The sequence below is a fragment of the Diaphorobacter sp. JS3050 genome (assembly GCF_013154915.1).
GTDB lineage: Bacteria > Pseudomonadota > Gammaproteobacteria > Burkholderiales > Burkholderiaceae_C > Diaphorobacter > Diaphorobacter nitroreducens.
The window spans coordinates 407552-430429 of the sequence record NZ_CP053553.1 but is presented as its reverse complement, the minus strand read 5'-3'; the positions used below and the strand labels follow the sequence as shown (position 1 = coordinate 430429).

General features: G+C 65.6%; 23 protein-coding genes and 1 pseudogene. 20 read left to right on the top strand and 4 right to left on the bottom strand.

Annotation, left to right across the window (positions count from 1 at the left end; all coding sequences use genetic code 11):
* The 18 genes from traD to HND92_RS01965 all read left to right on the top strand — a co-directional run bounded on the left by traD (position 1) and on the right by HND92_RS01965 (position 17075).
* A complete protein-coding gene (traD, locus tag HND92_RS02050) occupies positions 1 to 2193 on the top strand; it encodes a type IV conjugative transfer system coupling protein TraD (protein WP_172205594.1) in 2193 nt (730 codons plus the stop codon).
* On the top strand, positions 2190 to 2939 hold the full coding sequence (locus HND92_RS02045; protein ID WP_151609199.1) for a TIGR03747 family integrating conjugative element membrane protein: 750 nt from the start codon (positions 2190 to 2192) through the stop codon (positions 2937 to 2939). The genes traD and HND92_RS02045 overlap by 4 nt, the downstream gene beginning before the upstream one ends.
* A gap of 98 nt (positions 2940 to 3037) precedes the next feature.
* Positions 3038 to 3421, top strand: coding sequence for an RAQPRD family integrative conjugative element protein (locus HND92_RS02040; RefSeq protein WP_088138674.1), 384 nt, complete (start codon positions 3038 to 3040; stop codon positions 3419 to 3421).
* Positions 3418 to 3651, top strand: coding sequence for a TIGR03758 family integrating conjugative element protein (locus HND92_RS02035; RefSeq protein ID WP_053817027.1), 234 nt, complete (start codon positions 3418 to 3420; stop codon positions 3649 to 3651). The genes HND92_RS02040 and HND92_RS02035 overlap by 4 nt, the downstream gene beginning before the upstream one ends.
* Positions 3652 to 3667: 16 nt before the next feature.
* Positions 3668 to 4027, top strand: a complete 360-nt coding sequence (locus tag HND92_RS02030; RefSeq protein WP_088138678.1) for a TIGR03745 family integrating conjugative element membrane protein — start codon at positions 3668 to 3670, stop codon at positions 4025 to 4027.
* A 12-nt stretch (positions 4028 to 4039) separates the two neighbouring features.
* Positions 4040 to 4450 carry a TIGR03750 family conjugal transfer protein gene (locus HND92_RS02025; RefSeq protein WP_047350881.1) on the top strand — a complete coding sequence of 137 codons (411 nt, stop codon included), beginning with the start codon at positions 4040 to 4042 and terminating at the stop codon, positions 4448 to 4450.
* Positions 4447 to 5139, top strand: coding sequence for a PFL_4703 family integrating conjugative element protein (locus HND92_RS02020; protein ID WP_047350882.1), 693 nt, complete (start codon positions 4447 to 4449; stop codon positions 5137 to 5139). The genes HND92_RS02025 and HND92_RS02020 overlap by 4 nt, the downstream gene beginning before the upstream one ends.
* On the top strand, positions 5136 to 6053 hold the full coding sequence (locus HND92_RS02015; RefSeq protein ID WP_047350883.1) for a TIGR03749 family integrating conjugative element protein: 918 nt from the start codon (positions 5136 to 5138) through the stop codon (positions 6051 to 6053). The genes HND92_RS02020 and HND92_RS02015 overlap by 4 nt, the downstream gene beginning before the upstream one ends.
* Entirely contained in the window at positions 6043 to 7461 is a 1419-nt protein-coding gene (locus HND92_RS02010) for a TIGR03752 family integrating conjugative element protein (RefSeq protein WP_172205592.1), read from the top strand. The genes HND92_RS02015 and HND92_RS02010 overlap by 11 nt, the downstream gene beginning before the upstream one ends.
* Positions 7442 to 7891, top strand: a complete 450-nt coding sequence (locus HND92_RS02005) for a TIGR03751 family conjugal transfer lipoprotein (RefSeq protein WP_003050109.1) — start codon at positions 7442 to 7444, stop codon at positions 7889 to 7891. Before HND92_RS02010 ends, HND92_RS02005 begins: the two co-directional genes overlap by 20 nt.
* The gene (locus tag HND92_RS02000) at positions 7891 to 10773 is read left to right on the top strand and encodes a conjugative transfer ATPase (protein WP_003050106.1); all 2883 of its coding nucleotides are present in this window, start codon (positions 7891 to 7893) and stop codon (positions 10771 to 10773) included. Before HND92_RS02005 ends, HND92_RS02000 begins: the two co-directional genes overlap by 1 nt.
* 24 nt (positions 10774 to 10797) lie before the next feature.
* Complete coding sequence (locus tag HND92_RS01995) at positions 10798 to 11562, top strand: thioredoxin domain-containing protein (RefSeq protein WP_003050104.1); 765 nt, start codon at positions 10798 to 10800, stop codon at positions 11560 to 11562.
* Between the two features lie 176 nt (positions 11563 to 11738).
* Positions 11739 to 12233: a JAB domain-containing protein gene (locus HND92_RS01990; protein ID WP_003050103.1), complete on the top strand. Its 495-nt coding sequence runs from the start codon at positions 11739 to 11741 to the stop codon at positions 12231 to 12233.
* Between the two features lie 163 nt (positions 12234 to 12396).
* Positions 12397 to 12843, top strand: a complete 447-nt coding sequence (locus tag HND92_RS01985) for a TIGR03757 family integrating conjugative element protein (protein WP_087747799.1) — start codon at positions 12397 to 12399, stop codon at positions 12841 to 12843.
* Entirely contained in the window at positions 12840 to 13787 is a 948-nt protein-coding gene (locus tag HND92_RS01980; RefSeq protein WP_003050097.1) for a TIGR03756 family integrating conjugative element protein, read from the top strand. Before HND92_RS01985 ends, HND92_RS01980 begins: the two co-directional genes overlap by 4 nt.
* 10 nt (positions 13788 to 13797) lie before the next feature.
* Positions 13798 to 15192: an integrating conjugative element protein gene (locus HND92_RS01975; protein ID WP_003050095.1), complete on the top strand. Its 1395-nt coding sequence runs from the start codon at positions 13798 to 13800 to the stop codon at positions 15190 to 15192.
* Positions 15189 to 15536, top strand: coding sequence for a hypothetical protein (locus HND92_RS01970; protein WP_003050094.1), 348 nt, complete (start codon positions 15189 to 15191; stop codon positions 15534 to 15536). The genes HND92_RS01975 and HND92_RS01970 overlap by 4 nt, the downstream gene beginning before the upstream one ends.
* Before the next feature lie 15 nt (positions 15537 to 15551).
* Positions 15552 to 17075 (top strand): conjugal transfer protein TraG N-terminal domain-containing protein, encoded by a 1524-nt coding sequence (locus tag HND92_RS01965; RefSeq protein WP_087747801.1) that lies wholly within the window; start codon positions 15552 to 15554, stop codon positions 17073 to 17075.
* 6 nt (positions 17076 to 17081) lie between these two features.
* Here the strand turns inward: HND92_RS01965 and HND92_RS01960 are convergent, their stop codons facing one another.
* The 3 genes from HND92_RS01960 to HND92_RS01950 form a co-directional block, all read right to left on the bottom strand.
* A complete protein-coding gene (locus tag HND92_RS01960) occupies positions 17082 to 17441 on the bottom strand; it encodes a DUF3742 family protein (protein ID WP_003050090.1) in 360 nt (119 codons plus the stop codon).
* 84 nt (positions 17442 to 17525) lie between these two features.
* Positions 17526 to 18158: an RES family NAD+ phosphorylase gene (locus HND92_RS01955; protein ID WP_003050087.1), complete on the bottom strand. Its 633-nt coding sequence runs from the start codon at positions 18156 to 18158 to the stop codon at positions 17526 to 17528.
* 12 nt (positions 18159 to 18170) lie between these two features.
* Positions 18171 to 18797 (bottom strand): hypothetical protein, encoded by a 627-nt coding sequence (locus HND92_RS01950; RefSeq protein WP_003050085.1) that lies wholly within the window; start codon positions 18795 to 18797, stop codon positions 18171 to 18173.
* Between the two features lie 315 nt (positions 18798 to 19112).
* On the opposite strand from HND92_RS01950, the gene mobH reads away from it, so the two are divergent.
* The gene (mobH, locus tag HND92_RS01945; protein WP_003050081.1) at positions 19113 to 20975 is read left to right on the top strand and encodes a MobH family relaxase; all 1863 of its coding nucleotides are present in this window, start codon (positions 19113 to 19115) and stop codon (positions 20973 to 20975) included.
* A 50-nt stretch (positions 20976 to 21025) separates the two neighbouring features.
* Here the strand turns inward: mobH and HND92_RS01940 are convergent, their stop codons facing one another.
* A complete protein-coding gene (locus HND92_RS01940; RefSeq protein WP_013520789.1) occupies positions 21026 to 21508 on the bottom strand; it encodes an AAA family ATPase in 483 nt (160 codons plus the stop codon).
* A gap of 139 nt (positions 21509 to 21647) precedes the next feature.
* On the opposite strand from HND92_RS01940, the pseudogene HND92_RS01935 reads away from it, so the two are divergent.
* Positions 21648 to 22862 (top strand): annotated as a pseudogene (locus tag HND92_RS01935) (PHA/PHB synthase family protein); the annotation flags it as partial.
* Positions 22863 to 22878 lie beyond the last annotated feature (16 nt).

The window sequence follows — 22878 nt, the reverse complement described above, 5'->3', positions numbered from 1 at the left end:
ATGTCGGGGAAACAGCCGGTCGAGGTTCTGCTACGCCCAGCGGTGGAGCTATACACCGTCGCGGCGTGTGCAGGCGCCGCGTTTCTGTGCCTGGTGGCCCGATGGTCGCTCGCGCTGAGCCCGGCCATGGGCATCGGCAGCGCCTTGGCGTTCGGCGCCTACGGCGCGATCCGCTACCGCGATGCCCGCGTCATCCTGCGCTACCGGCGCAACATCCGCCGCCTGCCGCGCTACGTGATGACGAGCAAGGACGTGCCGGTCAGCCAGCAGCGGCTGTTCGTGGGGCGTGGGTTCCTCTGGGAGCAGAAGCACACCCATAGGCTGATGCAGACGTACCGGCCGGAGTTCCGGCGCTACGTCGAGCCGACGCCGGCCTACCGGCTGGCCAGACGCCTGGAGGAACGGCTGGAGTTCGCGCCGTTGCCGCTCTCGCGCCTGCCGAAGCTCACCGGCTGGGACGTGCCTTTCAACCCCGTGCGCCCGTTGCCGCCTGTGGGAGGCCTGCCAAGGCTGCACGGCATCGAGCCCGACGAAGTGGACGTCAGCCTGCCGCTGGGCGAGCGCGTCGGGCACTCGCTGGTGCTGGGCACCACGCGGGTGGGCAAGACGCGCCTGGCCGAGTTGTTCGTCACCCAGGACATCCGGCGTAAGAACGCCGCCGGCGAGCATGAGGTCGTCATCGTCATCGATCCCAAGGGGGATGCCGATCTCTTGAAGCGGATGTACGTCGAAGCCCAGCGCGCTGGCCGCGAAGGCGAGTTCTACATCTTCCACTTGGGCTGGCCGGAAATCAGCGCCCGCTACAACGCCGTGGGCCGTTTCGGCCGGATCTCGGAAGTGGCGACCCGGGTGGCGGGGCAGCTCTCCGGCGAAGGCAACAGCGCGGCGTTCCGCGAGTTCGCATGGCGCTTCGTGAACATCATCGCCCGCGCCCTGGTGGAACTGGGGCAGCGCCCGGACTACATGCTGATCCAGCGCCACGTCATCAACATCGACGCGCTGTTCATCGAGTACGCCCAGCATTTCTTCGCCAAGACGGAGCCCAAGGCCTGGGAGGTGATCGTCCAGATCGAGGCCAAGCTCAACGAGAAGAACATCCCCAGGAACATGATCGGGCGCGAGAAGCGCGTGGTGGCGCTGGAGCAGTACCTCTCGCAGGCGCGCAACTATGACCCGGTGCTGGATGGCCTGCGCTCCGCTGTCCGATACGACAAGACGTACTTCGACAAGATCGTCGCATCGTTGTTGCCGCTGCTGGAAAAGCTCACCAGCGGCAAGATCGCCCAGCTTCTGGCGCCGAACTACTCCGACCTGGCCGACCCGCGTCCGATCTTCGACTGGATGCAGGTGATCAGGAAGCGCGCCGTCGTCTATGTCGGCTTGGACGCGCTGTCCGATGCGGAGGTCGCCGCAGCGGTCGGCAACTCGATGTTCAGCGATCTCGTCTCGGTGGCTGGGCACATCTACAAGCACGGAATCGACGACGGCCTGCCGGGCGCATCGGCTGGCGCTCGCGTGCCGATCAACGTCCACGCCGACGAATTCAACGAGTTGATGGGGGACGAATTCGTGCCGTTGATCAACAAGGGCGGCGGCGCAGGGATGCAGGTCACGGCCTACACGCAGACGCTTTCCGACATTGAAGCGCGTATCGGCAACCGGGCCAAGGCAGGCCAGGTCATCGGGAACTTCAACAACCTGTTCATGCTGCGTGTGCGCGAGACGGCCACGGCCGAACTGCTGACGAGGCAGTTGCCGAAGGTTGAGGTCTATACGACCACCATCGTCTCCGGCGCGACCGACAGCTCGGACATCCGTGGGGCCACGGATTTCACCAGCAACACGCAGGATCGCATCAGCATGTCCAGCGTGCCGATGATCGAGCCGTCGCACGTCGTCGGCCTGCCCAAAGGCCAGTGCTTCGCGCTGCTGCAGGGCGGGCAGCTTTGGAAGGTGCGCATGCCGCTGCCGGCGCCGGCCCCGGACGAAGTGATGCCGCAGGATCTGCAGCAACTGGCGGGGTACATGCGCCAGAGCTACAGCGAGGCGACGCAGTGGTGGGAATTCACCAGTTCCCCGGCCTTGCAGGACGCGGCCTTGCCCGAGGACCTGCTGGATGATGCTGCTCTGGCCGAGCCTGGCGCGTTGGCCGCCGGCGCCGATGACGGCGCGGGCAACGAGGCCGCGCCATGAAGGACGCCGCCTCGACTGCGCAGCGGGAGCAGAACCAGCGCCAGGGCCTGATCGTCGGCACCATCACCTTGCCGTTCCGGCTGCTCGGGGTGCTGATTGGCTCGCTGCTGTTCTCGATCGTGGTGGAGTGCGTCGGCATGCACCTGTTCTGGAAGGACCAGGGCTGGCGCCACTCCCGGCAGATGCTGCAATACGAACTCGGGCACCTGTCCAACCACTTCACGCGCAGCGTGGTCGTGCAGGAGCCGGGGCGCACGGCGCACGAACTGGTCGATACCGGCTACGAGTGGGTGTTCGTGCGCTCGGGGTTGCTGGAGCGCATGAGCCGAACCGCCGAGCGCTCCCGTGCGCCCAGCCACGAGCCGACGCGCAATTTCCGCTACTACATCAGCCAGGTCTACGTCTGGGCCGAGAGCTACCTGATCGCCGCGGCCTTCACGACGCTGACTTTCCTCGTGCGCCTGCTGGTCCTGGTGCTCACGCTGCCGCTGATCCTCACCGCGGCCTTCGTCGGCTTGATCGACGGCCTGGTACGGCGGGACGTGCGTCGGTTCGGCGCGGGCCGGGAATCGGGCTTCATCTACCACCGCGCGAAAGCGAGCCTGATGCCGCTGGCCGTGCTGCCCTGGATCACCTACCTGGCGTTGCCGATCTCGGTGCATCCGCTGGTGATCCTGTTGCCCAGCGCGGCCTTGCTCGGACTGGCCGTGAGCCTGACCGCAGGCAGCTTCAAAAAGTACCTCTAGGTCATCAATCCGGTCGCTTCCGGGTTCCTATTGTTTGCGGCCTGAAACCGCCCTGATCTCCACGATCAACCCATTGCTGATCACACAGGAATGGCGCGATGGTGGCTTCGATCTGGCTGCGCGCCGCGCATCGCGGCATGCCCACTTTTCTCGTGACGGCCCTCGTGCTGGGTCAGTCCCCGATGGCGTTGGCCGAGTCCCCTGTGCAACGCCAGGAACTGGCCGCTGCGCTGCGCCAACTCGACGCGCTGGAGCGCACCGTCGCGGACAGCGCCGCGCATGCGCCGATCCAGCCGGGCGAGCGCTACCACTTCGACTACCCGCGGCTCCAAGCTGACTTGGCACGTGTTCGCGCCGGCATCCAGTTCCACCTGACGCCATCACGCGCCCAGCCCCGCGACCCCTCCGAACTGGGCGGCGACTACCGCACGGAGCGGGCCGTCGCGCCATCGCCGCCGACGCCTGCGGAGGGCAAGCCATGAACGGCGCCCAGGTCTCGGCATTTCAAGCCAACAGCGGCATCGCGCCTTCTGCGATGGCGACCGTCCTGGTCGGCGTCGTGTTCGCGGTCCTGCTCGTCTGGGGCGTCTGGGCCATCCGAACGGCCTACGTGGGGTGGTCCGAGAGCCGCCTCAACCAGCGCCAGTTCCTCGGCGTCGTCGTCCGGTTTTTGGCGATGTATCTCGTGCTGACCTTCTTCCTCCTCTCCTGACCTGAAAGGCCTGACCATGCAAAACCGCATCCTCAATTCCCATCTTGCCCAGCGCACCGCCGTGGTACTGGGCGCCGCCGCGCTGCCGGCGCTGTCGTTCGCACAAGGTCTGCCGCAGTTGGAGAACCCGACGCGGGGAACCGGCAACGGCATCATGGAGACCATCAGGAACTACGGCTACGACATCATCATGCTCGTGGCCCTGCTGGTGGTGGCGTCGATGTTCATCGGCGTCTGCTACCACGCCTACGGCACCTACGCGGAAATCCACACCGGCCGCAAGACGTGGGGCCAGTTCGGCCTCACGGTCGCCATCGGCGCCGTGCTGCTCGTGATCGGCATCTGGCTGCTCACCGAAGCCACCGGCATCCTGTAAGGCTAGGCCGGTATGTCCGATCAGCAGCACGTCCGTGCGGACGGGACCGTGACGTTCCTTCCGCACCGGCTCAACCGCCACCCCGTTGTCGTGCGCGGCCTCACCGCCGACGAGCTGTGGATCTGCTGCGGCTTGTCCGGCGCGGCCGGCCTGCTGGTCGGCGCGCCGCTTTCGTGGATGCTCCGCACCATTGCCATCGCACCGACGTTCGTTGTCCTGGGCGTGGCCTTGGGCGTGTTCATCGGCGGCGGCATCCTGCGCCGCCTCAAGCGTGGGCGCCCCGACACCTGGCTGTATCGGCAACTGCAATGGCGCATCGCCACGCTGCATCCGCTGATGGCGGGCTGGGTGGGCGGCCACGTGCTGATCTCGCGCTCCGGTTTCTGGACCACCCGACGGTCTGCCTCAAGGAGCGCACGATGAGCCGCTTCAAGAACGAGATCGCCCACCTGCAGGCGCACATCAAGACGCTTCGCCTGGGTGCCGGTGCCCTGGTCATCGTCGCCCTGGTCATGGGCGGCGGCTGGTGGAGCGCGCCGCGCGACCTGACCATCCACGTCCCGCCTGACCTGCGCTCGGGCAGCACCCGCAAGTGGTGGGAGGTACCGCCCGAATCGGTCTATGCGTTCACGTTCTACGTGTTCCAGACCCTCAATCGCTGGCCGACGAATGGCGAAGAGGACTACGCGCGCAACCTCCACACGCTCTCGCCGTACCTCACGCCGTCCTGCCAAGCCTTCCTGCGCGCGGACTACGACTACCGCCGCAGCACGGGCGAGCTGCGCCAGCGCGTGCGCGGCATCTACGAAATCCCTGGCCGCGGCTACGGCGACGACCCTACGGCGCGCGTGCGCACGGTCTCCGATCGCGACTGGGTGGTGACGCTGGACATCACCGCGGACGAGTACTACGGCGCGGAACAAGTCAAGCGCGCCCTGGTGCGCTACCCCGTGAAAGTCACCAAAGTGGACATCGACCCCGCGCGCAATCCGTTCGGCCTGGCGCTCGACTGCTACGCCGGCACGCCCCAGCGCATCAGCACCCCGGAGCCGACGCGCCCGGCATCCGGCGGCCTGTCTCCGCAAGCGCCTCAAGGAGGAACCACCCCATGAAGCATCCTGTACTCGCGCTGCTGGGGCTGCTGGCCGTGGCCGCCGCACCCATCGCCCAGGCGGTGGAAATCCTGCGCTGGGAGCGCATGCCGCTGGCGGTGCCGCTGAAGGTCGGCCAGGAGCGCATCGTGTTCATCGACCGCAACGTCCGCGTCGGCGTGCCTGCGGGCGTGGGCGAGCGCCTGCGCGTTCAAAGTGCGGGCGGCGCCGTGTACCTGCGCGCCAGCGAGCCGATCGAGCCGACACGGCTGCAATTGCAGGACGCCGACACGGGCGCGCTGATCCTGCTGGACATCGCCGCCGAACCACCCAAGGACGGGGAAGCCGAACTGGAGCCGGTGCGAATCGTCGAAGGCAACAGCACTCCAGCGCGCTATGGCAATCAGTCCGGTGGTGCCGACGAGACCCCGGCGCGCGCCCAGGACCAGGCAGGGACGCGAGCAGCGCGGCGCGAAACCCCGGTCCCGGTCGTGTTGACGCGCTTCGCCGCACAGAACCTCTACGCGCCGCTGCGCACTGTGGAACCGCTGCCGGGCGTCATGCGGGTCAACCTGCGCCGCGACATGGACCTCGGCACGCTGATGCCGACATTGCCCGTGCGCGCACTCGCGCTCGCGTCGTGGCGCCTGGAAGACCAGTGGGTCACCGCCGTGCGCTTGACCAACACGGGCGCGGGCTGGGTCACGCTTGATCCGCGCGTGCTGCAAGGCGACTTCCTCACCGCCACCTTCCAACATGAGGCGCTTGGCCCGCGCGGAACACCCGAGGACACGACCGTCCTGTACCTGGTGACGCGCGGTCGCGGCCTTGCGCAGTCGCTGCTGCCCGCGATCCACCGCTTCGACCCCGCCGCACATCTCCCGCTGCCGAAAGACAGGCCCACGGACGCCAAGGAGGCCCCCGATGCGCAGTAATGGACTCCTGAAGTGGCTGATGATCCCGGTTGCCTTGCTGGTGCTGTTCGTCGCCATCCGGCTGTTCTCGGGTGGCAGCACTTCGGCACCACCGGCCGCGGATGCCGGCGCCAAGCTCACGCCTGCGGAAATGAAAGCGTTGGGCATCGAGGGGGATACCCCGCGCGACACCGTGGCGACGCTCGTTGCCCAAGTGAAGCAGTTGCGCACCGAGCTTCAGACCGCGCTCTCGGACAACAAATCCCAGCGTGAGGAAAACCAGCGGCTGCGTCAGCGCGAGAACTCGATCGACCAGCGCATCAACTCTGCGCTGGAGTCCGAACGCTCCAACCTGCGGCGCGACCAGCAGCAGGCGGCCAGCGAGCGCCAGCAGACCGAGGGGCTGCTCGCTGACCTGCAGCGGCGCCTGGACAGCATTGGTGGGCGCGGTGGCAGCCATGCCGATCTGCCCGTGGGCCTGGGGCTGCAGGGGGGCGACGAGGCCGGGATGGAAGGCGGCATGCGCTGGGTTGAACCGGATGACGCGAAGCCTGCCGAGGGACGCAACAGGGGGCGCGGCACGGCTGGCGGCATGAGCTTCCCGACGAGCTTCGGCCCCGAGCAGAGCACGTTGCAAACCACGGCGGAAACCGTGGCGAACGCCGGGGCACGCGCCGCGGGCGTCAAGACCGCAAAGCCCGTCTATACCGTCCCCACGAACTCCACGCTCATGGGCTCGGTGGCGATGACAGCGCTGATCGGGCGTGTGCCGATCGACGGCACCGTCAACGACCCGTACCCCTTCAAGGTGCTGGTGGGGCCGGACAACCTCACGGCGAACGGCATCGACATTCCCGATGTGGCCGGCGCCGTGTTCAGCGGCACCGCCTCGGGCGACTGGACGCTTTCTTGCGTGCGCGGCCAGGTGCGCAGCATCACGTTCGTCTTCAACGACGGCACGATTCGCACGATCCCCGAAGACCGCGAAGGAAACCAGCAGAACAACCAGCAGCGCGATGGCTTGGGCTGGATCAGCGATCCCCACGGCATTCCTTGCGTCAGCGGCGAGCGGCGCAGCAACGCCCAGCAGTACCTCGGCTCGCAGGCCCTGATCACCGCGGCCGGTGCCGGCGTGGCCTCGCTCATCGAGAGCGACAGCGGCCGCATGTCCTATGTCGGCTCGGACGGCTCCATCGGCACCGTGGGCATCAGCGGCCAGGAGGCGGTCGGCCAGATTCTGGCGGGCGGCGTGCGGGACATGTCGGCCTGGGTCAACAAGCTCTACGGCCAAGCGTTCGCCGCCGTCTATGTCCAGCCCGGCGCGAAGGTCGCCGTCCACCTCGAAAAGCCGCTCGCCATCGACTTCGATCCCGAAGGCCGCAAGGTCGATCACCGCACAAGAGAAAGCCATGCTCTCGAACTTGAATAGCTTGGCCCGTGGCCTGGCGCTGGTCCTCGCCGTCGCGGCGCTCGCCGGCTGCGCCACCAGCAAGGAAAAGCTGCTGACCCACGGTGACCGCACGATGATGGACATCTGGCAGCAGGAGGCCGGGGACGGCGGTGGCGCAGCCGGACGGAACGCCGGCGGCCAACTGCTCGATGCGCGCCAGAGCCTGCGTCGGCCGCTGACCGACGCCGATATGCAGGCCGCACCTGCCGAGCAGATGCGCTACACGCGCACCGCGCGCAACGAGGTCCATCGCCAGTTCCAGCGCCTGCCCAATCCCGATCTCGTGATGTACGTGTACCCGCACCTGGCCGGCACCGATCCCGTGCCGGTGCCCGGCTACACGACCGTCTTCCCGCTGTACCAGCGCATTCAGTACGCGATGCCGGGTGAGCGCGTGGAGGACTACTGATGCGCTGGAAACTTCCCTGGCCTAAGCCGGCCGCGCTGAAGCTGGCCGCATCCGGCGCTGGTGATGACGAGCAGCCGGACGGCTGGCAGCGCCACATTGAGGCCTTGCGCCAAGCCGGCATCCCCGAACCCGGCTCGGCAGTCCGGGGCCGCAAACCGGCGACGGAGGCCGACGAGCAGGCGCTGTACGAGGTCGCACCGTCCTTCGTGGAACTGCTGCCCTGGGTCGAGTTCTTGCCCGAGTCAAGGTCCATGTTGCTGGAGGACGGCCAATCGGTGGCGGCCTTCTTCGAGCTGGTGCCGCTGGGGACCGAGGGCCGGGAACCGGGCTGGCTTGCCCACGCCCGCGACGCCTTGGAGAACGCGCTGCAGGACAGCTTCGATGAGCTGGACGAGAACCCCTGGGTGCTCCAGCTCTATGCCCAGGACGAGCCGAGTTTCGACCAGTACATGCAGACCCTGCGTGACTACGTGCAGCCACGTGCCCGCGGGACAGCGTTCACCGAGTTCTACCTGCGCTTCTTCGGCCACCATCTGCGTGCGGTGGCCAAGCCCGGCGGCCTGTTCGAGGACACGGTGGTCACGCGGCTGCGCTGGCGCGGGCAGACGCGGCGCGTGCGCATGGTGGTCTATCGACGTGCCACCGGGCAGGCAAGCCGCCGCGGCCAGACGCCCGAGCAGATGCTGAACATCGTCTGCGACCGCCTGTGTGGCGGGCTGGCGAACGCCGGCATCCAGGCACGGCGCATGGTCGCAGCCGACGTCCACGACTGGCTGCTGCGGTGGCTCAATCCGCGCCCCGCGATGCTCGGGCCCAGTACAGAGGACCGGGAGCGCTTCTACGCACTGGCGCGCTACCCGGACGAGACTGAGGCCGGCGAGATCGAACTGGCGAGCGGGCGGGATTTCAGCCAGCGGCTGTTCTTCGGCCAGCCACGCTCCGACGTGGAGCACGGCACCTGGTACTTCGACGGCATGCCGCACCGTGTGCTGATCACCGACCGGCTGCGCATGCCGCCCGGCACGGGACATCTAACCGGCGAGACCCGCAAGGGCGATGCGATCAACACGCTGTTCGACCAGATGCCGGAAGACACCTTGCTTTGTCTCACGATGGTTGCCACGCCCCAGGATGTCCTGGAATCGGATCTGAACCACCTGGCGAAGAAGGCCGTGGGCGAGACGCTGGCGTCGGAGCAGACGCTCAAGGACGTGCATGAAGCCCGCTCGCTGATCGGCAGCGCGCACAAGCTCTACCGGGGCACGCTGGCGTTCTACCTGCGCGGGCGCGACGAGGCGGAACTGGATCGGCGCGGCCTGGACCTGGCGAACGTGATGCTCAACGCTGGTTTGCAGCCGGTGCGAGAGGATGATGAGGTGGCGCCGCTCAACAGCTACCTGCGCTGGCTGCCGTGCTGCTACAACCCCGGCAAGGATCGGCGCCGGTGGTACACGCAACTGATGTTCGCCCAGCACGCGGCAAACCTGTCGCCGGTGTGGGGCCGTGCCCAGGGTACGGGGCATCCAGGCATCACGATGTTCAACCGCGGCGGCGGGCCGATCACCTTCGATCCGCTCAATCGCCTGGACCGGCAGATGAACGCCCACCTGTTCCTGTTCGGCCCGACGGGTTCCGGCAAATCGGCCACGCTCAACAATCTGCTGAACCAGGTCACGGCCATTTATCGGCCGCGCCTCTTCATCGTGGAAGCCGGCAATAGCTTCGGCTTGTTCAGCGACTTCGCCAGGCGCCTGGGCCTGACCGTGAATCGGGTCAAGCTGGCCCCCGGATCGGGCATCAGCCTAGCGCCGTTCGCCGACGCGCGCCGGCTGATCGAAACGCCCAGCGATGTGCAAACGCTCGATGCCGATGCGCTGGACGAAGACCTGCCACCCGATGCCTCAGCCATGGAGGCGGACGAACAGCGCGACGTGCTGGGCGAACTGGAGATCACGGCGCGGCTGATGATCACTGGCGGCGAGGACAAGGAGGAAGCCAGGATGACGCGCGCCGACCGCTCGCTGATCCGCCAGTGCATCCTCGACGCCGCCGAGCACTGCGTGGCCGAGAAGCGCACGGTGCTCACGCGCGACGTGCGCAATGCGCTGCGCACCCGCGGCCAGGACCCGACGTTGCCCGAGATGCGGCGCGTGCGGCTGCTGGAGATGGCGGACGCGATGGACATGTTCTGCCAAGGCACGGACGGCGAGATGTTCGACCGCGACGGCACGCCGTGGCCCGAGGCCGACATCACGCTGGTGGATCTCGCGACCTATGCCCGTGAGGGCTACAACGCGCAGCTCTCGATCGCGTACATCAGCCTCATCAGCACGGTGAACAACATCGCGGAGCGTGACCAGTATCTCGGCCGCCCGATCATCAACGTGACCGACGAAGGCCACATCATCACGAAGAACCCGCTGCTCGCGCCGTATGTCGTGAAAATTACAAAAATGTGGCGCAAGTTGGGCGCCTGGTTCTGGCTGGCGACGCAAAACATCGACGATCTGCCGCGCGCCGCAGAGCCCATGCTCAACATGATCGAGTGGTGGATCTGCCTGTCGATGCCGCCGGACGAGGTGGAGAAGATCGCACGATTCCGCGAACTCTCGCCGGCGCAGAAGGCGCTGATGCTTTCGGCACGCAAGGAAGCGGGCAAGTTCACCGAGGGCGTCATCCTCTCCAAGAGCATGGAGGTGCTCTTCCGCGCCGTGCCGCCGAGCCTGTATCTCGCGCTCGCGCAGACCGAACCCGAAGAGAAGGCCGAGCGCTACCAGCTCATGCAGCAGCACGGCGTCAGCGAGTTGGATGCCGCCTTCAAGGTGGCCGAGAAGATCGACCGGGCACGCGGCATCGAGTCGCCGGCCCTGGCCCTGCCCTGAATCTGCCGTGCACCGGAGAACGCCATGGAACAGAAACGCTCATCCATTCCGATGCAGGTCCAGGCGTTCCGCCGTCGGCGCTGGCGGGCCCGCTGGCCATGGGCGTTAGGCGCAGTGCTGGTTGCGCTGCTGCTGATCTGGCTCGTGTCCCGTTCGCCAGGCGAGTCCACGCCCCAAACCTCGGCGCCTGTCAGCGAGACGCAGGTGGCCGGGCCTCCTTGGCAGATGGGCAACCCGGCAGGTCGTTTCACGCTGACGCTCTACGCGGACCTCGAATGCCCGTTCTGCCGGTCCTATTTCCCTGTCCTCAAGCGTTGGGTAGCCGGCAATGCGGACGTGGCCTTGCAATGGCACCACCTGCCGTTGGCCGCGCATGAGCCGGCCGCGTCCGCCGAAGCGCGCTTGGTGGAATGCGCGGGCGAAGCCGGCGGCCATCCCGCCTTCTGGCAGGCTGTCGAGTGGGTCTATGTCCACACACACAGCGACGGCCAGGGCTTGCCCGAAGACCTGCGCCACCCCGCCCTGACGCCAGCCATCGAACAGTGCATTGCGAGCGAGCGGCCCGACGCGGCGATTCGTACCCAAACTGCGGAAGCCACGAACAGCGGCGTGACCGCCACGCCGTCGCTGCGGCTGCACGATCGCGAAACCGGCAAGGCGATCCTGCTGCAGGGCCCGATCGAGGGCGATGCCTTGCTGTCGGCCATGGACATGCTCGCGGCCGGCGATCCCGCCGCCACACCCACATCGGAAATGCCTGCCGACGTCGTCGGCGACATGCCCAGGTAGCCCCGGTCTTCAAGGCTACGGCGCAGTCCGCTGCGCTGACCACAACCCCGTTCGCCTCGCATCCTGGCCGCGAACGATCACCGCTGCCGCGGTGATGGATGCACCTTGTTCGTTCCCCAGGAGGGCTTGCCCTCCCAGGGCGAGTGCCCTCCGATCTCACCGTCTGGAGGTTCGCCATGTCTTTCGCCGTCAATGACTCCTGCCTGGAGTCGCTTTCCGCCATCGCTGCCCAACACGAGGACTGGATCATCCAGCAAGCCATCGTGCTGCTGGAGAGACGGGTCTTCAAAGCTGGACCGTGCCTCAGCCAACCGGCCGCTGTACGGGACTACCTGCGTCTGAAACTGGTCGCTGAGCCCAATGAGATATTCGCCGCTGTGTTCCTGGACAGCCTGCACCAGGTGCTGGCCTACGAGCCGCTGTTCAGGGGCACGATCAACGCGACTTCGGTCTATCCGCGTGTCGTCGTGCAGCGTGTGCTGGAGTTGAATGCCGCCGCGGTGGTCTTCGCCCACCAGCATCCTTCGGGCGTCTCCGAGCCGTCCAGCGCGGATCGCATGCTGACCCAGCAACTGCAAGCCGCGCTGGCGCTCATCGATGTGCGGGTACTGGACCACATCATCGTCGGCCAGGGTGCCCCGTTCTCCTTTGCGGAATCCGGCCTGCTGTAGCAATGGCACCGGCTCCTTGATCCACGCGGAGGCTTCGGCCTCCGCTTTTCATTGGCGCAAGACAAGCAGGTATGCGGGCAGTCCGCGATGCGCATTGTTTGTTGGGGCCGCATGGCGTTCGGCGTTTGACTATGGCCCTTGACAACTCTTGGGGGCGCTCGACATGCCAGCATCTTCATCCAGGTTCGCATCGGGCTGGCGAACCCTTGGCCTGGCCGTTGCGCTGCCGGCTTCCCTGGCCGTGTTCAGCCCGGCCAGCTTCGCCGCCGATGTGGTGGTCATCACCGACAGCCGTCACCCGGTCAGGACCATGGGTGGCGAGCAGCTGATCGAGCTGGATGAAGCGCCCCGGATCGAAGCGGAGCTTTCTGCGGCGCTGCCCGCCGATCCCGGACAGGCAACAGCCATCGTGAAGCGCCGGCTGAGCCAGGGGGGCGCTGACCTCCAGCGTCGCATCGCCACCGCATACCAGGGCGTTGCCGACGCATGGAGCCTGGGCATCACCACCATTCCGGCTGTCGTGGTGGATCAGCGCTACGTGGTCTATGGCGAGCCTGACGTGGCCCGCGCCATCGCGCGCATCGAACAGCACCGGAGGGCCGAACCGTGATCCGCTCATTCGACCTTCTGCGCCGCATGCGGGCTGCCGTCACCTCCGTGCTGCTGCTCAGCGCCACGGGCAGCTACGCCCTGAACACGGCGACCATCGTGGGTTCAGTGGCTTCGCCCGATTGCCTGGAGTACCGGGTGGTGGGTATCTGCTACTGGCTCTACTGCACCTGGACCGGCTGCACGGTGCGCACGTCCGTCAAGGTCAGGCACTACATCCCCGATGCGGTGGTTTCGTCCTACTCGAACACCGGCGAGAACCCCTGGGTCGAAGTGCGCGCCATGAGCACGCCCAACCCTTCGGCCCAGGCCGGCGGGGACGGCACCACCAATGAAGATCACGAAAACAATCTCGCGAAGTTCAAGAACGCGGACGTCATCGGCCACCCCGGCGTCGAGGTGTTCAACCAGTTCGTCTCGTCCTCGGGCTATTTCTGCGAGGGCGCAGGCACGGCCTTCATGCCGTACCTGCTCAGTACGCTGGACACGCCGGCCTGGCGCTACAACGTACCGGAGATGGTGTACCCGGAGGCATTGATCCCGGGCATGCGCGAGGTCGGCGCGCGCTCGACCCTGAACCTCTGGGGCAACGTCTATCCGCGCGGCGGCTTCCTGCACCAGACGGACGACCACAAGGCCGGTGCCGTGGTGGCCCAACGGGCCGGCGATGTGGTCACGCGCCGCGGGCAGATCCACGTCTATCAGCCGCTGCTCGCCAACTCCCGCGATGGCTACTGGCCGGCCGGCGCGCTGATGGAGGGCGATGCCTCGACCGGCAAGTGGCAGGAACTCACGCCCGTCCTGTCCTCGTCCTGCACGGTCTTCCCGCGCAACGGCTTCCTGACACAGGCCCAACAAGGCGACTACGCCTGGGCGTTGTGGCGGCCCTATGCGTGCTGCGAACGCCGGGGCCAGGTGTTCCTCGGCAGCGTCGATTTCTATTGAGGGTACGGCGATGAAGCGTCCTGAACTGATGAACCCATCCGCCAAGGTTCGCCGCCCGCTGCGCCCCACGGCGCTAGCCGGCGCGCTCGCCCTGGTCTGTGGCCTCGCGTGGGCGCAGGCCGGCTTCCAGACCAGCGGCCCCGTCATCGGCGATGAGGTCATGTACTCGATCGGCGGTGGCAGTGCGGTGTCCATGGGCCGCGCCGCTGGCATGCGTTCGATCGGGGTCGGCCTGGGTTGGAACAGCAACCTCATCTGCGGCGACATGAGCATCCAGACCACGCTGCGCAATCAGCTCAATGGGATCACGAATGGGTTCCAGCAGATCATGAGCAACGTGATCCAGAGCGCGACCAGTGCCGTGGCATCGCTGCCGGCGCTGATCATCCAGCGTGCCGATCCGGGGCTGTACAACCTGCTGACCAATGGTGTGCTGCAGGCGAGGCTGGATTTCGACCGCTCCAAGCTGACGTGTCGCGCGATGGCCGAGAAGATGGCCGAGACGGCGGGCGGCCAGCTCGGATGGAGCCAGATGGCGGAAGGCATGGCGCTGCGCGATGCGGTGTCGAGCACGGATGCCGTATCGGCGATCGAGCAGGCCGAGACGCGCCGCGGCAACGACGGCGTGCCCTGGGTGGGCGGCAGCAATGCCGGCGGCGCGGGCCAGTCGGCCATCCGGGTGGTCGGTGACGTGACGCGGGCGGGCTACAACCTGGTCAACGGGCGCAGCGTGACTGACACGTCCTCCATCGCGCCCGCCAGTTGCGCGAGCCTGTCCTGCCAGACCTGGACGTCGCCGCAGCAGGCGACCGAATGGGCGACGCGGGTTCTCGGGGAACAGGTACAGCGCACGTGTGATTCCTGCACCAAGACCGAGACCGTGCCTGGCGTCGGGCTGACGCCGCTGATCCAGGAGGAGTACGAGACCAAGCTGGAGGCCTTGCAGGAACTGGTCTCTGGGACGCGCAACACGACGTTCGAGAACCTGCATGCAGCCGGCAGCACCTCGCTGCCCATTACACGCGGCGTCATCGAGGCGCTGCGCGACGAGCCAGACCAAGACCTGCTGGCGCGACGTCTCGCGTCCGAGGTCGCGTTGTCGTCCGTGCTGGAGAAGGCATTGCTGCTCCAGCGGACCCTGCTGACCGGCAAGAAGGAACCCAACGTGGCGGCCAACCAGTTGGCGGTCGAGGCCGTGAACCACGAGAGCGACACGCTCGATCAGGAGATCCGCAACCTCAAGACCGAACTTGAACTGCGGCGCGAACTGGCGAACAACTCGCCCATGGCCATCATCCAGCGCCACGGGACGCGCGCGGCCGGCTCGCGCGGCATCTACGAAGGCGACCCGGTGCCCGACCGCCTCGATCGGTTGCAGCGGGGCAACCCGGGAGGCACGCCATGAACGCGGCCTGGCTGCGCCCGCGCTGGCTTTTCAGCCGGCGCGCGGCAAAGGCGCTGCTCCTGGCGGTGGTCATCATCGCCGCGGCCGTGGGCGCCAATCTCGTCGGCATCTACCTCGTCGGCAGCGTTGCCGGCTGGGAGCGGTGGCTGGCTGCCAGCGCGGGCTACTTCCTGGTGTGGCGGCTGTGCCTGTACGGCGCGACGGTCTATGGCTGGGTCTGGATGCGCCGCCGGCTGCTGGCCCGCGAGGAAGACGCGCAAGCGCGGCGACGCCTGGTGCGCAGCGAGATCGCCGGCGTCGTCGCCATCGTGGCGCTGGAAGCCAGCCTGCTGATGCAGAGCTGAAGAGGGAGCCGCGCCATGACGCTTTTTACGACCGACTACCTGGAGTACTACCTGACGCTGGTGTCCTGGATCGTCAACAACGGCATCTGGGCGGTGCTGGTGTCGAGCGGAGTATTCGCGCTGCCGTTCGTCGCCATCATCGTGCAGGAGTGGTTGAAGGCCCGTGCGGAAGGTGCCGACGAAGGCAACAAGGGCGTGCTCTCGGCTGCGCGCATCGAGAACCGGGTCTTCGTCGCCATCGTGGTGGTGATGTTCGCTGGCATCCCGTTCATCGACGTGGACCTCAACACCATCCAGTACGACAGCTCGCGCTCGGCCCAGTGCCAGGTCAGCGTGCCGCAGCCCACGGATACCGGCTGGTCGCAGTCCTTCAGCACCATCAACAACCAGTCGGCGAAGGTGCCGGTCTGGTGGGCTTTCATGCACGCGCTCTCGCGCGCCGTCACGAGCGCCTCGGTGGCGGCGATCCCATGCGGCACGGACCTGCGGCAGATGCGCATGGAGATCGACGCGACCCGCATTGACGACCCGGTACTGGCTCAGGAAGTAGCGGATTTCTCGCGGGATTGCTATGGGCCTGCGCGGGCCAAATTGTTCATGCAGCGCCCTCAGCTTGATGAGCAGCAGATGCACGACGTGACCTGGATAGGGTCGAGGTTTTTCACGGGCACGGGCGGCTACTACGACACCTACCGCTCAAGCACGCCGCGCGACGACTGGCCCTACGACAGCACCCGCGATGCGGGGCTTGCACAGGTGGGCAGCGGTGGCGGCTACCCGACCTGCAGGCAGTGGTGGGCCGATGGCGGCAATGGCCTGCGGGCACGCCTGCTGGGACAGGTGGACCCGAACCTGTTGAATCGCCTGGCAGGCTGGGCCGGGTTCCTGAGCAGGGCCGAGGTGGACGACTCGGTGATCCGCGCCATCGCGTCACCGCGGCAACAGAAATTGAACCAGGGTAGCGTCTATACGGACTATGGCGGCCAGATCGACAAGACCTTGCCGAACATCGTGACGCGGGCCACGGGAGACGTTGGGATGGCCGTCGGCGCGATTGCCGCGTTTCCCGCCATGGACGTCGTGAGACAGTCTCTGCCCATGGTCCTCGCCTTGCTCAAGATGGCGCTGGTCATCTGCATCCCGCTTGTGCTGGTCGTAGGCACCTACGATCTGAAGACGGTCGTTACCGTCAGCGTCGTGCAGTTCGCGCTCTTCTTCACGGACTTCTGGTTTCAGCTTGCGCGCTGGATCGATTCGACGATCCTGGATGCGCTCTATGGCTGGGGGTTCGGCTGGAATCGGCCGCACACCAACTTCGACCCGCTGGTGGGGCTGAACAACGCCTTCGGAGACATGCTCCTGATGTTTGTCACGGGCACGATGTTCATCGTACTGCCTACGTTCTGGATCATGGCCTTGGCTTGGGCGGGCGTTCGTGCCGGCAACGTGTTGCAAGGCCTCGCAGGAGCCACCGGAGATGCCAAGGCTGCTGGCGGAAGGGGAGGAAGCATTGCGATCAATGCAGTGTCGAAGAAGTGATCGCTGCTAGTCGTCCTCGACATGAGGATCAATGCGGAAACCGTCGTAGGTGTATAGGCCGAATCCTGCTGGTCCGTTTCGCCACTCTGGCTCGGGCAACTCCTCGCCCAAGTCGGTGTTGCGGGCCATCCAGGCAACCACCATGACGCACACCATCACCAGGGCCAGCCAGAAGGTGGTGTACAGCAGCACCCCGAGCGCAGCCAGCTTAACCATCCACACGAGCGCGGTGGCTCCAGCCGTCGGCATGCCCTTGGAAACCAACCAGTTCGACGCCCGCCGTTCACAGCGCGCGTAGGCACGCCATCCGCGGCCAAAGGCGCGGCCGAGGCGTTCTGCGGTGCTGGTGCGAGTCGTGGTGTTCATGGTCGTCTCCTACTGCTGAGGGATGCCTATTTCAGTTTGGTCCATTTCATTCTGTTTAGGGCTTCAATGTGTTCTCTTGCTGCTTCAGGACGCTTCGTCATCCGGTTCCAACGGGCCAGGGTCGGGCTCCACGCCGATGCGGTATGTAGCAACGAAACGCGGCCAGTCCACATGGTCAACGAGATCGATGTCCTCGATGACACTGACCTTCGCGCTGGCACGCTCGAACAGCGCGATGCTCTTGGCGGGATAGTTGTTGCGCGACGGATAGAGCACCCCGTCGAACAGCACCTGGCCGTCATCTCCAAGCATCGCATGCACCTGGGCCGACACCTGCTGCGTGTGCGTGTAGTCGCGGCTGGCCAACTGCTCCAGGTTCAGGCCGAAGTAGCCCGCCATGACGCCCGGCGCCGTGAGGTCGGCCAGAAGCACGTCGTCCATCACGCCCACTGCGCGCACCATCCGGCTCTGGACTTCTTTCAGCGCGATCGAGCGCTTCGTGTCCGCAAGCCACTGGTGCTTATGAAACACCGACTCCATCAGCGCCGTGGGCAGGTCGCGCCCCAGGTAGAGCACCCCGTAGGCCTGGGCCGGGTCATCGTAGCGATTGGTGCTGCTGCGGCCATAGTACAGCGGGCTGCCCCGATAGACGACGCGGCTCACATGCTGGAGCAGCTCACCGGCATCGATCAGGAACGAAGGCAGCTCGTGGCTCATGGCGATCTCGCTTCAATGCACCTGAACGCCCAGCACGTTGAACACGGCCTCGGCCACGTCGTCGATCGTGCCATGCGTCACCGCATCCACTGGCGAGCGGCCGCCCAAACCTTCGAGCGGTTCGGACAGTGCGCGGTAGATCGTCCAAGGGTCGATGCCCTCGACCTCCTGAAGCACGGTTTGGGTCAACTGCTGCTTCACCGGGTCGAGCTGCCAGTCGGGCAGTTTCTGGCCTCGCGGCCCCACGTTCAGCGCCAGCAGCCGACGGGCGAGGATGTCCTTGTAGATCTGCTGGCGCGACTTGTCCGCCAGCTTGGCGTACTCCGCGGGCGGCAGGTTGTGCGGCTGGTTGAAGGTTTCCAGCAGCACGGCGCGGCCTCGCTGGACGTCGGTTTCAGTCGGCGCCCAGCGCGTCTCAGCGCGCAGCGCAGCCGTCTTACGCTTCAAGGCGTGCTCCACCGTTTCACCTTCGAGGTTGGCTGGCAGCTTTACCGCCTCCACGCGCTCGTGAATGAACGCCTGCAACTCGGCCGCGAAAGCCGGCGCATCCCGGATTTCGACGGTATCCGCGAAGCGGCGCACATCCTCCACGGTGACACGCGGCAGACGGTCGGCAATGAATTCAATGGCGGTGGGCATGGTCATCTCCCAGGTAGGTTTGAGACAGGACTTACTCTAGTCGCCTTTGTCGCATTTGTCAACTTTGACGCCTAGAGAGCAACCTACCTGGCGAAAACAGCGTCTCCGCAGCATAGGCCGAGGCCAGCGGCTGGTCGCCGCGCAATCCATTCGTGCGGGTTCCACATTGACGCTGGAACCGCAACCCAGGCCCCGCTATACCGAAACGGTTAAAGGCCAAAGGGCCGAAACGGCAAGGGAATGGGGTGCAAGGGGAAAGGCCCTACCTCGAAAAGGCAAAAAGGCCTCCCGGTCGGCCCGCCACAGGACACCCGCATGCTCTCCCTGTTCCAGCGAAAACGGCCCCCGGTCGCCGGCGCGCCACCGCCAGCACCCGCCACCGTCCTCCCGAAAGGGTTGATGCGGCCCGAGTCGGCCGCATCGCTGCTGGCCACCCCGCGCCGGCAGAAGCTGCTGGAGCACATTTGGCAGCGCACCTCGCTGTCGCGCAGGCAATTCGCCACGCTGTACCGAGCGCCCCTGGAACGCTACGCCGAGCTGGTCCAGGCCTTCCCGGCCTCCGAGGCGCATCACCATGCCTATCTGGGCGGCATGCTCGACCACGGCCTCGAAATCGTCGCCTACAGTCTGAAACTGCGGCAGTCCCATCTGCTGCCCATCGGCGCCAGCCCCGAAGACCAAGCGGCACAGTCCGAAGCCTGGACCGCCGCCGTCGCCTACGCCGCGCTGCTGCACGACATCGGCAAGATCGCCGTCGATCTGCACGTCGAGCTGGCCGACGGCAGCATCTGGCACCCTTGGCACGGCCCGCTGCGCCAGCCATACCGATTCCGCTACCGCGACGATCGCGAGTACCGCCTGCACAGCGCCGCGACAGGTTTGCTCTACCACCAACTGCTCGACCGTGAGGCCCTGGACTGGCTCAGCGGCTATCCGTCCCTGTGGGCACCACTGCTCTACGTCCTGGCCGGGCAGTACGAGCACGCCGGCGTACTGGGCGAACTTGTCGTGCAGGCAGACCGGGCCTCGGTGGCCCAGGAGCTGGGCGGCGATCCGGCCCGCGCCATGGCTGCGCCCAAGCACGCGCTGCAGCGCAAGCTGCTCGACGGGTTGCGCTACCTGCTCAAGGAACAGTTGAAACTGAACCAGCCGGAAGCCTCCGATGGCTGGCTCACCGACGATGCCCTGTGGCTGGTGAGCAAAACGGTCTCGGACAAACTGCGTGCGCACCTGCTGTCCCAAGGCGTCGATGGCATCCCTGCGAACAACACCGCGGTGTTCAACGTCCTCCAGGATCACGGCATGTTGCAGCCGGCGCCCGACGGCAAGGCTATTTGGCGCGCGACCATAACCAGTTCCACCGGCTGGTCCCACTCGTTCACCCTGTTGCGCCTCGCTCCTGCGCTGATCTGGGAATCTGGCGAGCGACCGACGCCTTTTGCAGGCACGGTAGCGATCGACGCGGCAGTCGCCGAAAACGACGCCGAGGCGCCGAAAATGCCGCCTGCGGCCATGGCGAAGGCAGCCCCGAACGGTCAGAAACTTCCATCTTGGGAAGGCAGTAGTACCGTCACCGCCTCACCGCCTAAGGCCCAGCCCGTGTCCGATGTCATGGAGGACATGCTGGCAATGGTGAGCACGAGCGGCTCGCCTGGTGCCGAGCAGGATGTGGAGCCGGTCGCACAGAGAAGCTACCCCGCAGACCCCAGCACTCCTATGCCAGCGACTGCCGCAGTGCTTCCTTCGCCACCACCATCTACTGCTAAACCACCCCTAACAGCAGCGCCCCCGTCAGGCGAACATTTCATGATGTGGCTGAAACAGGGAATTGCTTCGCGCCGGCTCATCATCAACGACGCAAAAGCGCTCGTGCATTCCGTGAATGACACGGCCTACTTGGTCAGCCCAGGTGTGTTCCAGCGCTACGTCCAGGAGCACCCTCATGTCGGCACGCTGGCACGGCAGGACAAGATGCCGGATTGGCAGTGGGTGCAGAAGCGCTTTGAGAAACTGGGGTTGCATCGAAAGCACGACAGCGGCTTGAACATCTGGATCTGTGAAGTCACCGGGCCGCGCAAGTCCCGGAAGCTGCATGGGTATTTGCTGATCGATGCGAATTGGTTGTTCGATGCAGTACCACCCAACAATCCTTATCTCAGAGTTACGCAAGAGATTTGAGCATGGAGTCCTACGTGGCGGTGAGATACGGTAGAGTTCGCCTTGGTAGGTTAGCGGCTAGCCAAGGTGTCCAGCACAAAGTCAGCGCGTTGCGCCACTCTGATCTTGGGCAACCGCGATACCGCATAGCCCAGCGCTGGATAGGTGCGCTGAAGCCGCTCGAATTCAGCCCGCGCTTCATCCATGCTGTGACGGCGTTCTTCGTCCTGCACATAGATTTCAGGCCACGGCGGGGCCAGAAAGATGCGCGAGTGGTAGCGATGCGACTGGGCAATCGTGTCCAGAATAGTAGTGCCGTCCAGTGCCTGGGGTGCTGCCGCCGCGTCGATCAGGCCACGGTCGAAGAACACCCATTGCGTATTGCTGCGTGGCGCATTGGCATGGTTGTCTAGCGCAAGGTCGATGGCCCCGCGCAGGAAGGCCGTCATGTCGAGCCACGGCAGGGCCTGGCCGCCCGTGCGTGTTTGTTCCTGAACGATACGCCGTCCAGGCTCCTCAATTACGGCATCCCTGGATTTCCATTCAACCCCCACAAACGAGAACGACGATCAACTATCTCCTGAAAGGCCATCAGCATCCATCAAGGCCAGCATGCCAACAATGAGTGCGTGCATGCCCTGTTGAGTTCGGCCTCCATCTCGGCTTCCTCCGTCGCACGGTCTGCATCCACGCAACTTTCTCGACGACTTGCGTCGGCAACTATCCGGCCAGCCTCCCGCGGGAACGGAGAACTTCGTCGTTGGGCGCGACGTAGCGGTCACGGAAGGAAAAGTCGTTCTGAGAAATCGACTGATCGAACTGATTCAGTACACGCCCACTACCGAGAAAGTCCATCCCGAACCGATCATGATCATTCCTGCCTGGATCATGAAGTACTACGTACTGGATCTGTCACCGCATAACTCGCTGATACGGTATCTGGTTGCGCAAGGGCATACGGTTTTTTGCATCTCCTGGAGAAATCCGGATGCTGAGGATCGAGATTTGGGCATGGATGAGTACCTGGAGTTCGGCCTGCATGCAGCGCTGGACGCTGTGACTTCCGTTGTCCCCGGGCATGGAGTCCACGCGGCTGGTTATTGCCTGGGCGGAACGCTACTGGCCATTGGTGCTTCAGCCATGGCGCGTGATGGCGATACGCGGCTGGTGTCGGTAAGCCTGCTTGCCGCACAGACGGACTTCAGCGAACCGGGCGAGCTGAGTCTTTTCATCAACGAGAGTCAAGTGGCGCTGTTGGAGGCCAGCATGGCTCAAACCGGCTATTTGACCCCCGAACAGATGAGTGGAGCTTTCCAGTTATTGCGTGCCTACGATCTCATCTGGTCTCGCATGATTGACGAATACCTGTTGGGCGATCGTCGGCCAATGACCGACCTGATGGCCTGGAATGCCGATGGGACTCGCCTGCCTGCGAAGATGCATTCGCAGTATCTCCGGCGCCTTTACCTGAATAACGATCTCAGCGCGGGGCGTTATCCCGTCACGGGTCGCCCCGTTTCAGTGGGAGACATCGCTGTGCCGGTGTTTTGCGTCGGCACTGCCTCGGATCATATTGCGCCTTGGCGCTCGGTTTACAAGCTGCATCTCCTGTCTTCGGCCGAGCTGACTTTCGTGCTGACCACTGGAGGACACAACGGCGGCATCGTGAGCGAGCCCGGCCGAGGTAAGCGCCAATATCAAATCCATACCCGCGCGGCCGGTGATGGATACATGGCGCCGGATGAGTGGCAAGCGACGATGCAGACGCATCCGGATTCCTGGTGGCCCGCATGGTCGGCGTGGCTGCGAGAGCGTTCCGGTGATGTTGTTGCGCCTCCGCTCATAGGTGCTGAATCCAGTGGATACCCCACTGTTTGCGACGCCCCAGGGGAATATGTACGCAACTGAATAAGCGTATCCCGCG